The organism is Stenotrophomonas sp. 96582_Sma (assembly GCF_056480905.1).
Window position 1 is genome coordinate 1,259,237 of sequence record NZ_CM151122.1, and the last position, 13,406, is coordinate 1,272,642.

Consider the following 13,406-nt stretch of genomic DNA (forward strand, 5'->3'; position numbering starts at 1 on the left):
GTCCAGGACGAAGGTGGATGGTGATGAGGCGGTCGTGCGGGAGTGAGGGGCGTTGGATAGGTGAGTGAGGCTGGGGAAAAGGAAGAGGCGGGCGATGGGAAGGGGGACGGGAAAAGTTTAATAAGCGGATGCAGGCTTAGAAGGTTGACAGGTAGGTAATGCGAAACGCGGTAGAGCGAAGAGCAGAAGCGTAAAAGCAAAAAATCAAAAGCCGAACCTGACGTGTCCAATCCGGGAATGCTGGCTTGGAGGTTAGCGGCTGGCGATGGCTAGCGGCGACTTTTTTCAAAAGTCTTGCGCCATCACTTGCAGCCTTCATGAGAAAAACCTGACGCGTCTCCCCCTGATGGATCTAAGGGGTTAGAACATACACAAGACGCACCGTGGTGTTTTCGTCTTGCGTCCAATTCTGCGTGAGTACCGCCGCAAAACTCTTAGAGCCGTAAGCGTTAGCCGGTGAATCCAATGTGTTGCACTCAATCTGACGCTGAAAAGCGGCCAGAGCCTTGTCGTGCTTGAAAGAAAAGCTGAGTGCAATGGTATTGACGAATTTGAAATCCGATCTATACCTAAACCATAGAGTTGAAGAAAGTAAAAGGAGAGAGCATTGAAGAAGCGAAAAACATACAACATTGATGCGACAACGCTCAGTCAAATGAGCGAGAGAGCGAAGCAGTTGCGGATTCCAGAAAACGCCCTCGCGCGCCTTTATTTCGAGCGGGGCCTTTCTTCAACTGACGATCAGACGAAAAAAGAATTGACGAATCTGTCCAAGAAGATTGAGCGCGATTCGATTGAAAACCAAATCAAAATCTACGACGCAGTTCAACTCATGCGACGTTCGCACGATGAATCGATTGCGCAGACGAAAGAACAGATGAGTCATTTCATCAATGCAATGAGCGAGATCCTTTTAGCATCTCCTCGCATTCAAGAACAGCCAGCTCAGAAGCATCAGACGGGCAAGAGTTTGGCTGATCAATAACCCGTCAAAAACATTTATCACACACAGGAGAACCATCTATGAAATCTAAATTATTAGTCACATCCATCGTTACCGCTCTGGCTTTGAGTGCATGCGCGACCGCCCCAGGTGTCTTCCACGCCGACAAGGGCCGTGTCGCAAGAGCCTCAATCGTGGGCTGTGCGGGAGGTGCTTTGCTGGCGAAGTTCACGGGCAACAGCGACAACGCCCTCAGAGCTTGCGCGGGTGGCGCTGTCGTTGCCGGTGTCGCGTCTTATTCGGCTCAGCTCAAAGAAGCCAAGGCCGTCGAAGAAGCAGCGAAGCGCGCGGGATTGCAAGCGCAAGTGAAGACCGAAGAAGTGGTGCAAGGAAGTGAACGCAAGAGCGAATTGAAAGAATTGCGATTGCAATACGACCCCAATGATCTTCGCAACCCGTCGGCTGAAACAGCAGCGGTCTTCGACAAGCTTGCGAGCTTGATCAAGAACAAGAAGCCCGACTCGAAGCTGGAAGTTGAGTTGAGAGGATCAGACAAAGCGATGTGCTTGAAGCCCGCTGAGCTTTTGAGAAACAGGGGAGTCGGGTTGCTTGATCTTGGCGCTTACTCAACTCCCCCCAAAGCAATCGTTTCAGGGGCGGTTGTTGGTGACGCACAAATGCCGCATGCCACCGTTTCGGCGAATTGTATCGGGGTGCACGAGATTGTCATCAGCCCAATCACCAGCTTGTAAGCAAACCATAGGAGCGGTTAGTCATGCGCTGACCGCTCTTTCTAAACAAGGAGAAATGAAATGAAGAAATCATCAATAGCCACTGCCCTTCTGCTGTTTTCATCGGCGATTGTGCATGCCGAACAAATCAAGAATGAGACTGTTGCCGTCTCATCAACGGCGAAGTGCCAAATTTTCGTCGGAGCTAAGGGTGCAGCAACCACTTCTGAACCTAACTATCGATATAGCAGTCTGCCGTTTTGCGATACGAACGCTACTCACGATCAAGAACTAGGCATCGACGGTGTAGTGATTGCCGTCTCATCAACGGCGAAGTGCCAAATTGTCGTCGGAGCTAAGGATGCAGCAACTACTTCTGAACCAAACTATCGATATAGCAGTCTGCCGTTTTGCGATCTGGAACGGCCACAGGAAGAGATGACAGACGGGTTTTTTATCAAGAAAATTGCGAATGATGGTTCGGTGATCTTATGAATACAGAAACGAGAGAAGAACGCATCAAGCGACTAATGAAAGAGAGAGAAGAGGGAACGCTCACTGAGAAGCCTGCGCCCGTTCGTGCGGAGGAAAAGCGCGTTGAGCCGGAGCCGGAACTGGATTGGGAAGAAGAGTCTCGCATCATCTCTTCAAAGAATCGGGAGCGCATCAAGAAGAACGCCGACTTGGCTGCTGCGCAAGCAAAAGCAGCAACTCAATTCGCGGAGAAAGGAGCGAGGATTGCAGTGAAATCTCTGCAGGCGTTCAAGGAAAAGACGGAAGCGAAAATTCAAGCGGAGAAAGAGAAGCGGCGGCTGAAACGCGAAGAGCAAGAGGCGATTAAGGGTGCAGACGTTGAAGCTCTGGCAACCAAAAGCAGTCGAGAGCCATCAGCGGGAAACAACAGTGTGCAGCGTCAGACACGGACAAAGTTTTGGATGCTGTGCAGTATTCCAATCGCCCTCAGCATCGTTCTTGTCGGAGCTTGGTTGTTCAAAACCCGAGACACTGTTGAAGTCACTAAGGCTTCATCGACAGAGCAAACAAAGACGGAGCGCGCAGCCGAGCCAACGCAAGTGCTCGCACCGATCCAAGCAGTTCTTCCAACGGTTGAAGAGCCACCCCGAGCGTTGCCGCCGCTTCCCCTGCAACCAGGTGTAGAAGAACAGCTCGTATTGGAAGCTCCAACTGCTGTCGCGCAGAAAAGACCGGAAGCAAAACGGCCAACTGTAAAGGGCGAACGCGCTGCAAAGCCGGTGGAGAAGAGGGCAGAGCCCGAGAAGAGCCAATGGCAAAAAGAAGTGGCTCAAAAGCTGGAAGGCTATCAATTTTAGTCTTTAATTTTCTGTGAGTAGGGGTTGTCACTCACAGAATTCGTTGTATACATAAATAATGATTCAATTAAAAGGAGAAATCAATGTTTGAGAAGTCAAAGAAGAAAATTCACTTCGGGTCTAAGTTCCTCGCCCTTCACGGGCGCTTGCTTATTGCAAGCCCAACAGAATTTTTGGGTATACGAAAAAATATGGAAGGTTCTGTGGCGCAGTCGTTCTACTATTTGCAGCAAGACCGCTACCTCCCCACTGATAAAAAGAGTGCTGAGATTTGGGAGCAAGATCAATTGTTGGCTACCCAGGTTGTCGAGGAATTCAGAAGCGTGATAGGGATTCGAGCGGTAGCTCTCGCCCTCCTGCTTTCCCTTGCGCTCGGGACAGCAGGAGCTTTCACTAAGAAAGCCGTCTCCGCAGGAACGGGTTCTGGGTCATTCATTCAATCCCTTGTGCAGAAAGCGGTCGTGTCTTCCAAGACCCAAGAGCAAGAGGAAGCCCCATCGCATCCAGATCCAATGTCCAGATATTAATAAAAAGGAGGTGCTTATGTTAGTTGGAAAATTTACAAGAAATACAGATGTAAGAATTTTGCAGAGGGCGGTAGATCGATATGAAGATGTGACGATTGACCCCAATTCAATTCACATTGTCGAGTCCAGATACCTGGACGTCCCTCTTGAAGAAGAAGAAGCCGCAATCCTGGCGGGAGCCAATTACGATTCCGACATTCGTTGTTTTGTCGTTCCAGAGAATCTCGATTTGCAAGCGTTCAAACGCTGGTTCCCCAGAGTCGAAGCGGACCTAATACCGCCCAAGGACACGAAAAACTACTTGACGAGAAGCGGGAAGCCTTTGGAGTCGTATCGACTTCCGCAAGACTCATCAACAGGCGTTACATCGCTCGCAATGCCTCTCATGTATGCCGCTTTGCCTGCCATTGCAGCACTGGCTTTCTTTGGATTCCAAGTCACCGGGTCTCTTCTCCTGAGTATCCCGCTTTTGTTTCTGTCGGCCCCATATCTGCTGACGATCTATCAAAGAGCCTGGAACGGGCAGGTTGAAATGATGAAGTCAGCCCTTCTTCTGCTGCTTCTTCCTTATTCCGTTGCCGCATCATCCGCAATGGGTAGCTCAGCGTCTCTTTCAATGATTGGATTCTTATCGACTGCGTGTTTGGCATGGGTTTTTGTAAGTGTTTTGCCGTTCATTTTTGGAAAGCAGAACGACATGGCTTTTCTGAGAGTTCGACGACTTTGGATGGCGGTCAGCGTTAGTGTGTTGATTACCCTGACTGCTGTGGTATCGGCTTCTGCGTTCGCAATTAGCGGATTTCTAGGCTCCGTGCTTTCGTCTTTCATCTTCGGTCTAACGTCTCTTTATGCGCTCTACTATTGCAAGCAGCAATCCAACGTGCGTGCCGTGAATTTGGCGAATTTCAGCAACGACAATTCAATGAGCAGGTTGGGATCGGAGCGAGAAGCGTTCCAAATTCAAAAAGCTCGGCAGGCGAAAGCTTCGGTTGAAGACCAGTCGTTGCGCATTCAAATCGGCCAAAGCAAAGGCATCGTCTCTCAAAAAGGATATGCGAATTCCCCAGCCCCTGGGGTAGGCATCAATTTCAGCATCAACGATGCGGGACGGGGAGCTGTCACCATGGGGCCGACTGGCTCTGGTAAGACGGTCGTTATCAACAACATTACTTACTGTGTGCTTGCAAACAATATTGCATACGATTTAACCCATCAAGAAAAACCAAATTCTCAAAACAACGGAGGTGAACAATGACTTTACTAGAAAGCACAAATTTTAAACCAACCACTCTTACTGGAACGGACGATGAGTCGTCTTTGAGACTAAGCCAAGTGCTCAAACTGGGGTTGGCCAACAAGAACGATAGAGATATTAAGAAAAAGGTCGTCAGTCAATTGCTTAGAACCAAATCTGGAAGACAGAAGCTTGGCCTTCTCGCCTTATGCGGGAAAGGGGCGCTTGGCGCTGAGTATGCGAATGCTTTCGATCAAGTTCTTCGAAAAGGCATTCGGTTCGGCATGTTCGAGGGTTTAGACATCGAACAAATCGAAGCTGGGTTGTTCGACGTTGGGGGTTCGGAAGTTGATGCAAGATCCAAACTCTGGGATGACGGTTCAAGAACGCTGTGCAGGTATGCCATTCACATCTGGTCTGCTGCGTCAAGAGATATGGAATCAAAGATGCGCAACTATTACTGCGACAAGCTGATTGAACACGACGAAGAATTGGCGTTCTTGCAGCTTAAATCTCACCAGGCCTATTTAAAGGGAGAAGAGAGCATATACGACGAACGCATTGTTGATCTTCACGAAGAAGTGCAGACAATCACCGAACTTCTTCTTGCAGAACCCTATCGAGATTCGGCACAAGGTCTAATCTCTATCTATCAAATTCTACGTTCAGGGGTTCAGTCGAGCACCGATAAAAATGGTGTCACTAAAACTCACTACTCCTCAGACCTCGTTAGACTATTCGACTTCATCGGCTATCAAGACGAGAATCTGTCGATTTCCGACTTTGAAGAAAGAAAAGCAAGGGGTCTCATTCATCCTGAGCTGGCTCGCCCTGGTTCTCTTTTGACTCGTGCAATCGGGCACTACACTAGCGAGTTTCAAAAATTGAGTGCGGAACAACAGACGAGTTTCACGTTGTCGCTGCAAAACAAGTTCGATCAGCTCGCACAGGGCACTAAGCTTGTTTGCTCTGAAAACGTGCCTTGGATGCTTCATGAGAAGGGAGACTTCCACCCCGAGGAAGTGATCAGAGGCAAAAGCGTCACCATTGACCTCAACGAAGCTGTTTATGGAGCAGCATCAACGATCATCAATTCACTCGTAAAACAACGGGTTTTCCGTCTCATCAAGTCACGCGGAGAAAGGCCGCAGTGGTCGAAAACAGAAACGAAGGTCGTCTGCATCATTGATGAAGTTCACTTGATTTGCGGGCTCAAAGACGCGGAGTTCTTCTCGATTTGCAGAAGCCTTGGAATGACCATTTTTGCGGGCACGCAAGGGGTCGAATCACTTAGAATCGCTTTGGGTAGCAACAACGCCGCCGACGCCTTCTTGCTTCAAATGACAAGCGACGTGGCATTCAACGTGTCTGCGGAGACCTTGGCTTACATTCAAAAGAAATACGGTAGGGCAAAGCTGACTTCTTCTGTTCATCAAGTCCAAGGCGTTGACTATTCGTCTACCTACGATGATTTGTCAACTTCGATTATGAATGACGTGAATCATCCTAATTACTCGAATTTGCGTGAGATGCGCAAATACGAAGTGTTGATGAATCGAAACTCAGCAGCGGATAAGCTGGATAGAAATCCGGACAAAATAAACTACGAAGAAGTAGCGCTCATGAGAAAGAACTCGGCTCGTGTGCAGCATAAAGAGCAGGAAATCGTCAAGCAAGAGCAGTTTGCCGCGCATGTCGGTCTCGGGGAGCCCTTTATGGGTCTTCATCGTGCTGGCGTCAAATCAGTTGACTACATCACTGTTGATTTTGTGCAATCGAAAGACATTGACGACTTGTCAAAACCGGAAACTGTGCAATATTTAAAAGACTGTTTACTTGAATTTGGAGGTATCTAATGAACGACATTGAAAGACAACAAGACGGTTTAGATAGAGCAAACGCTCTTGCAGAGGCCGCAGGTAGGCGCAGACAACTTCTCGAACAAGAAGTGAATCTGTTACGCGAGAAGCCGTCAGTGATTCCATCAGAGCGAGCGAAGCAGGAAGAAGCGTTGAAAGAAGTGCATGCAAAACAGGTCCAAGGTCAACGGAGGTATGAGAAAGAGGTATCTTCGTTTCAAACTCCGGAAGACGTTGAGCACGTGATGAGGTCTCAGTTCGGTCGCACTGAACCTCGCAACATCGAACTCGTTGAGACCGACGTTCTGCAAAAGTTGAAAGATCGTCGCGTGCGTAAGGGTATGGTAATCGATGAAAGAGCGCCGAAGCAGGTTACAACTAACCGGTGGGCTGCATTCCAGGAAGAGGAAATCGAACGCTATGAAGAGCGTCAAAAAGAACAAAGGGCGTTGGACAAGAAGTATGACGGTCCAGGTCGCGGGGACAAAGGTCCATCGTTCTCCTGAAATTGAAGCGCGGTTTGAGTAAAAGGGTCGATTGAAAAATCGGCCCTTTTTCACATTTACGGGTTTTAGTCATTCATCAATACTTGTCCATTTTCTGTTCTCTGTTTCAATTAATTTATGGGTAGTCTGACTACTCACAAACAACATTTGAAATATAGGAGAACATGACAATGAAAAAGACGCTATTACTAACTTCCCTCGCTCTTCTGCCGCTGTCAGGCAACGCTTTTGTGCTCACCACGAGTTTAGATGCGCCAGCCCGCAGGGCCCTCGAAGCAATTCAGTGCGCTGGTCTAGCCCCAAGGCTCCTGCTTATTGCAGACATGACCAAATCCAAGGACTCGCCGCGTCTCCGTGTGTTAGACTTGGACACTGGAAAAATCATCCTCACTGACTACGTAGCTCATGGCGTTGGGAGTGGCGCAGACGTGCCTCAGCGCTTCTCAAACGTCGAAGGGAGCCTTGCCACCTCTCTTGGGCTCTACCGCATATCTGAGCGCTATCAAGGCGTCTCGGGCTGGTCGAGGCGCTTAGACGGCCTTACCCAAGGCTGGAATACGAACGCCCGGCAGCGTGCCGTAGTTATGCATCCAGCCACCTATGTTCGCCCTGGACGGGTGGGGCGCTCGGAAGGTTGTCCCGCTGTCAGAAATGAAGTCCTGATGAGCTTAGAGAAGCAGGGGCTTTCTGATGCGGTCCTCTGGATTGACGGTGGAAAAGCGGTAGAGACGTGTTCCACCGGCAACCCTCTACCGCTGATTTGGAATCGACGTGTCAAAGAAAACCGATGCTTGGTCAACAACCTGAAATGGCCCTCGCCTTCATCGTATGACCAACAGAAATGGTTTGCGAACAATTGACGAATGCCGAATCTGAAATACCCTTTTTCTAACGCATTGGGGAAAGGGGTGTTTTTATGGCAAGAAATAGAAGAAGGGTCTACCAGCATTTTTTTGGGTCGGTTCCAGGCACAGTTGAGCCGTCTACACCTGTTCGCTACTGGAATGAAGGCCTCTTGGTCTTCCTTCTCATCCTTTGCGCTGCCTACCCACTGTCGCTGTTCGCGACTCAATTCATTCCCAATCCAACCCCACTCCCTTTTCGGATGCTTCTTCCTGGAAGCCTGCTGACATCGTTCGACGTGTTCGCCCTGGGAGGTTACCAAAGCCCCGTCTTGTCTGAATTCCTGCGAGTGGTCCGAACAGAGACGGTCTATCCCGCCCTCATCTATCTCCAAATCGGGTTGGCATGGGGAGCAGCGCTTTCTTTAAGCTGGTTTGCGTCTCGCTCTGCGTTCAAGCCTCGCAACAACGAGCGAGACATTTCCGGGCCACGGCTGCTGAAAGACAAGGAAGCCGTTAGCGAGATGCGGCATCGCTCGTTGTCAGTCAAAGAGCAGCAGACAGACCCACATTCCGTTCTTATCCATCCGGAATTGGTCATCTCGAAGAAGCAAGCGAGCAGGCATGTCCTGGTCGTCGGAAGCCCAGGCTCCGGCAAGTCGGTCATCATGAGTCAGACCATCCGGCACGCGATCAAGAAGAACCAAAAGTGCTTTATTTACGATGTAAAAGGCACCTACACGTCCATATTCCGGCAACCGATCATCGTCTGTCCGTTCGACCAACGGTCATACGTTTGGGACGTGGCGAAAGACGTGGATACGCCGATTAAGGCTGAGGTCTTTGCCGCGTCAATCATCAACGATCCAGGGAACGACAAAGGCAATTTCTGGATTCTCGCTGCCCGATCATTGTTAGTGGGCGCAATCAAAGAGCTGCAAGCCACTAAGCCCTTAGCCTGGGGTTTTGCAGACCTCGCCGCGTCTATCAACCGCTCGCAGGAAGAGTGGGTGGTGACGATGATGACGTGGCACAAACAAGCCACAAATCTAGTAGCTGGCGGCGGAGAGACCGTCCAGTCGATCCAAGCCACCCTAGCGGGGCTCAGCCGCATGATCAACGACTTGGCAACCGCTTGGCCAACGGTCGGCAAGCGCCGTTTTGCGATGTCAGAGTGGGTCAAAGACGGCTATGAGGGGCGTAAGCAAGTCATCGTGCAAGCTGGCCCGGACGCAGGGCTGACGGCTGCATACATCGGCGCGCTCATCAACTGCGCAGTGCCCGAGATCCTCTCGCCAAGTTTGCCGGACAACGAAGAAGGCCGGTTCCTGGGGTTCTTCTTCGATGAGTTGACCTCTATTGCGCGTCTCAACATCGATGGGCTGTTCGAAATGGGCCGGTCAAAAGGCGTAGTGGCATACATTGGCTTCCAAGACTTTATGCAAGTCCAGCGGGTGTATGGAGACAAAGAGGCGGCAACGCTTCAATCAATGATTGGAACGCACATCGCGTGTCAAATTCAGCCGTCTGAAACCCGTGACCTGATTTCTCAGCGCTTTGGGAAGAAGAAGGTGTCTTGGTATAGCCACCAAGACAAAGCTGTCGTGCACGAAGAAAGCCGTAACGCTGTGTCTCCGCATGAATTGACCGCAGAACTCGGGCCGATCAAGAGCAAGAAGATCAAACCGGACGGCTTTGGAGTCAAAGCCATCGTCTCAATCTCCGGTTGGGACCCGATGTTGCTTCTCTTTCCTGGTCGCAAATACCCGAAACGCAGAGAAGGGCAGGTGGAAGCAAAGTGGATGCGAGAAGTCGCAAAGCCCAACGTTCCAGCGCCAAAGATCGAGGTGATAGCGGGGGATAACGGCGAAGGGTATAGCGTTGAAACCATCAAGGAAGCAGACACCCAGGTGCAAGATGGAGCGCCTTTTTCCGTTGCTTCTATTCTTGAAAAGCACTTGAAGCGCAATGGTGCGAGAGACGTTGTGCGAGTCAAAATTGATAAGCCGCCCGTTGGTGATGAGAATCCGTTTGGGTTTGATTGATTGCCTTTTTTCTAACTCATGTTACTTCTATTTGATGTGCAAATAAAAAAAAATAGGAGTGACACATGCAAAACGTAACTGCGCTAAAACAAACAAGAGCGGGTGTGCAGAACGCCATCGCGTATCTCAAAAACGAGAGCAGTGATGCTCACGCCGTGGGCTACTACTATAAAGAAGATGGGAAAGAGCGGAGCGGTCTGACGTATTGGGGTGGCAATCTGACTTTGGCTTTAAAGCTCGAAGGAAAAGAAGTCACGATTGAAGCAATGACAAAGCTGGCCGAAGGCTTTGCTCCGGATGACGGCAGAGCGCTTTGTCAGAACGCAGGCCAGAAACCCAAGCTGGAAATCAAAAAGGACAAGCAGGGCAAGGTGGTTCTTGACACCAACGGAAAGCCGATTGAACTGATCAAGGGAGGTCATCGCATCGGCTTTGACATCACCATGTCAGCGCCCAAAGACATCTCCATCGCTCTAATCATTGCAGACGAAGAAGAGAAACGGCGCATCGTGAAGGCGCACAACGATGCGTGTCGCGCCGCAATGAAATACTACGAAAGCAAGGTCGAAACGCGACGAGGCCACAAAGGAAAGACCGTGATCGATACGGAAGGCCTGATCTATTCGGCGCACACGCACTTCGCTAATCGGAATTTGGAAGCGCAGCTGCACACGCACCATTTGGTTTATGGTGTGGCGCGCGGGGTTGATGGGGTATGGGGCACGTTTGACGCGTTTGAAATCTACAATCACGCGCGAACGGCTGATGAGATCTACAAAGCACATCTTTACAGCAACATGCACGAACTAGGCTACAAGCTTGAACGTTTCAACGAATTGGACGACTCACGCCGCGAAACGGGTAAAGTCATCACTCGGATTGCAGGCGTAGACGCAGACTTGATCGAGAGCGCGAGCAGCCGTCGCAAAGAGATCCTGGCTTATCAGAAAGAACATGGAGTCAGTGCCCAGGCGGCATGCATGGCAACGCGTCAGAACAAAGACGAACCACCGTTGGAAGAAATGTTCGAAATGTGGAAGGGGTGGCTCGCATCGCAAGAAGGCGACTTCATTCAGAACACTGCTGAATTGAAGGGCATCGAACAAAAAGAGTTGCTGGCAGCAAAGACGAACGAGCAAATCGTTGAGCGTCTGCACGAAAACGAATCGGTGTTCACTCACAGAGACGCAGTGCGCGAGATCTATCACGAGAATTGCGGTCTCATGTCTGCTGCTGAGATAGAAGGACAGTTGACTGCGTTTTTGAAGGAAAAAGAACTGGTTACAGTTGGAGCCAAGAAGCTGGCAAAGGAAGATCACGGGCCGCATCTGGCGCGGCGTTTCACTGAGAATCGCTACGCCGCAGGCTGGATGGCAGACCAAGAGATCGTGGTGCTGCAAAGCGCGCAGCGTCGAATGAAAGAGGACCATCATGAGATCCCGGCAGCCGCCGTTCTTTCTAGCATCGGCCACTTCCAAAGAGAGGCGGGCTTCAAGATTTCCGATGAGCAGCGACTCATTGTCAACCACGTCACCTCAAACCAAGGCGTAGTGCTGGTAGAAGGGTTGGCAGGAACCGGCAAGACAACTATTACCAAGATCACGAACGCCGCGTTCCAAAGCCAGGGCAAGCGCATGTTCGGCATCGCTGTCTCCAATGCTGCGGCGAAGAAGCTGCAAGAAGAGTCAGGCATGGAGTGCAGTTCTGTCGCTCAATTGCTTGCTGACGTAGACCGAGGCAAGGTCCAGTTCCACCGCGACGATGTTGTGGTGCTGGATGAGTGCGGCATGGTCTCAACAGGGGACTTGCTCGAAATCATGGCGTTGACGGAGAAGGCCGCTTGCAAACTTGTTCTGATGGGAGATGCAGAGCAGCTCCAACCCATTGGCGCTGGTAGTGGAATGACCCTGGTAAGGGACGTGATCGGCTCTGAAAAGCTCACGGAAATCCGCCGCCAGAAGGCGCAAGCAGACTTGGACATTGCGAAAGCGTTCTACGTCAACAACGGGCACGAGCGTCTCGAAATCGGAACGCGGTCTCATCGCGAAACGCTGGAAAAAGGAGTGGGCATTGTCGGTATGCTGGAAGCACGTGGTGCGATTGACGAATACGAGAAGAAGTCTCAGTCGATTGCTGCCCTGATCAAGGATTTCATGGCAAGCAAAGAGCCGTCATCCGACAAGATCATCTTGGCTCACGCACGCGCGGAGGTCCGGGCGATCAATAAAGGGATTCGCGAAGAGCTTCGTAAGCTGGGGCAGCTGGGCCCCAAAGATGTGGTGGTCAAGACGCTGCAAAACGGAAAGTTTGAAGGCCGGGAGTTCGTCAAGGGAGACCGCATCCGCTTCAACGTCAAGAACCGAAATCTTGGGGTCATCAACGGCACAGAAGCGGTCATTGAAAAGCTGAGCCGTTCGAGAAATGACGACAGCTTGAACATCCACGTCAGGACAGCAGACGGGCATCGCTTTCACTTCAACGAGAAGTTCTACAACACGTTCGATCACGCTTACGCGATGACCGTTCACAAATCCCAGGGGCAGGGGGCTAAGGAGGTTTTCCACTTAGGCAACATCGGGATGACCGACAACGCTTCTGCGTTGGTGGCGTTCACTCGACTGACTTCCGGGAAATACCGTCTCTACGTGACCAGCGATGAGAAAGAGCGGTTGCACACGCGTGTCGCGCTGGAACGTCTCAAAGAGAACGTGTTTGAGACCGGTTTGTGCGAGGAAGCGGATGGAAGACAAGACGCGATGCAGCGACTCAGGCTTCATGCGATGAAGTTGAGGAAGGAGCGAGAGGAAGCGGAAAAGCAAAGCCTAATCGCAGAGCGTCCGATGCCTTCCCAGTCTTTCAGATTCCACTGACCAGCAAGAGTGTTGCAGCCCACGGAAGGGCTGTTGTCATGACCAGGAGAAGCCCAATACCCATTCCCAATCCCTTCCACGGGAAGCGACTCGGTGGCAGTGGCGTCATCCCTGTCTTCCATTCCAGCTTCCTGGCCTTCCAGCGCTTCCAGAGGCCCGCTCTCCGATAGGGGTTGATAAGGATGCCGGGAGGGAGGCCATAGACGCGCCAACCCATCTGGACGGCTTTGCAGCGCCATAGCTCTTCCATGGCTTCTGCTTCGTGCTGAGTCATCTCATAAGCCGCCAGCTCCACCGGACGAAAGTGCCGGTTCCATTTCCCTGCCGCTGACCGGTGTTGTGCCCAGCGCTTCTTTAAATCGACTGATTGGCCGATATAAACGGCTCTCTCGTTGTCAAAGAAGAGCGCGTAAAGATAGCGAGTGCGCTTATAGTATTTTTGGCTGCGACCCCATTTCTTTTTCTGCATTCGTGTTCTCCTTAAAAAGTTTAATAAGCATCTTTTAAGAAGTAACGTA

General features: G+C 50.8%; 12 protein-coding genes. 11 read left to right on the plus strand and 1 reads right to left on the minus strand.

The features are described 5' to 3' along the window. Positions 1–607: 607 nt before the first annotated feature. From ACZK2R_RS05820 to mobF, 11 genes are all read left to right on the plus strand, one after another. Positions 608–985: a hypothetical protein gene (locus tag ACZK2R_RS05820; protein WP_478487849.1), complete on the plus strand. Its 378-nt coding sequence runs from the start codon at positions 608–610 to the stop codon at positions 983–985. 38 nt (positions 986–1,023) lie between these two features. Beyond that, a complete protein-coding gene (locus ACZK2R_RS05825; RefSeq protein WP_478487850.1) occupies positions 1,024–1,695 on the plus strand; it encodes a hypothetical protein in 672 nt (223 codons plus the stop codon). Between the two features lie 60 nt (positions 1,696–1,755). Then, positions 1,756–2,169 (plus strand): hypothetical protein, encoded by a 414-nt coding sequence (locus tag ACZK2R_RS05830; RefSeq protein ID WP_478487851.1) that lies wholly within the window; start codon positions 1,756–1,758, stop codon positions 2,167–2,169. After that, positions 2,166–3,005, plus strand: a complete 840-nt coding sequence (locus ACZK2R_RS05835) for a hypothetical protein (RefSeq protein WP_478487853.1) — start codon at positions 2,166–2,168, stop codon at positions 3,003–3,005. The genes ACZK2R_RS05830 and ACZK2R_RS05835 overlap by 4 nt, the downstream gene beginning before the upstream one ends. Before the next feature lie 83 nt (positions 3,006–3,088). Then, a complete protein-coding gene (locus ACZK2R_RS05840; protein WP_478487855.1) occupies positions 3,089–3,532 on the plus strand; it encodes a hypothetical protein in 444 nt (147 codons plus the stop codon). A gap of 16 nt (positions 3,533–3,548) precedes the next feature. Further along, positions 3,549–4,787: a DUF5710 domain-containing protein gene (locus ACZK2R_RS05845; protein ID WP_478487856.1), complete on the plus strand. Its 1,239-nt coding sequence runs from the start codon at positions 3,549–3,551 to the stop codon at positions 4,785–4,787. Beyond that, positions 4,784–6,622: a TraM recognition domain-containing protein gene (locus ACZK2R_RS05850; RefSeq protein ID WP_478487858.1), complete on the plus strand. Its 1,839-nt coding sequence runs from the start codon at positions 4,784–4,786 to the stop codon at positions 6,620–6,622. Before ACZK2R_RS05845 ends, ACZK2R_RS05850 begins: the two co-directional genes overlap by 4 nt. Continuing rightward, positions 6,622–7,131, plus strand: a complete 510-nt coding sequence (locus ACZK2R_RS05855; protein ID WP_478487859.1) for a hypothetical protein — start codon at positions 6,622–6,624, stop codon at positions 7,129–7,131. Before ACZK2R_RS05850 ends, ACZK2R_RS05855 begins: the two co-directional genes overlap by 1 nt. A 170-nt stretch (positions 7,132–7,301) precedes the next feature. Next, a complete protein-coding gene (locus ACZK2R_RS05860) occupies positions 7,302–7,991 on the plus strand; it encodes a murein L,D-transpeptidase catalytic domain family protein (protein ID WP_478487861.1) in 690 nt (229 codons plus the stop codon). Positions 7,992–8,146: 155 nt separating this feature from the next. Then, complete coding sequence (locus ACZK2R_RS05865) at positions 8,147–10,018, plus strand: type IV secretion system DNA-binding domain-containing protein (protein WP_478487863.1); 1,872 nt, start codon at positions 8,147–8,149, stop codon at positions 10,016–10,018. Between the two features lie 65 nt (positions 10,019–10,083). Next, a complete protein-coding gene (mobF, locus tag ACZK2R_RS05870) occupies positions 10,084–12,888 on the plus strand; it encodes a MobF family relaxase (RefSeq protein WP_478487865.1) in 2,805 nt (934 codons plus the stop codon). On the opposite strand, the gene ACZK2R_RS05875 is transcribed toward mobF, so the two are convergent. Continuing rightward, positions 12,875–13,357 carry a GIY-YIG nuclease family protein gene (locus ACZK2R_RS05875; protein WP_478487867.1) on the minus strand — a complete coding sequence of 161 codons (483 nt, stop codon included), beginning with the start codon at positions 13,355–13,357 and terminating at the stop codon, positions 12,875–12,877. The genes mobF and ACZK2R_RS05875 overlap by 14 nt on opposite strands. Positions 13,358–13,406: the final 49 nt, after the last annotated feature.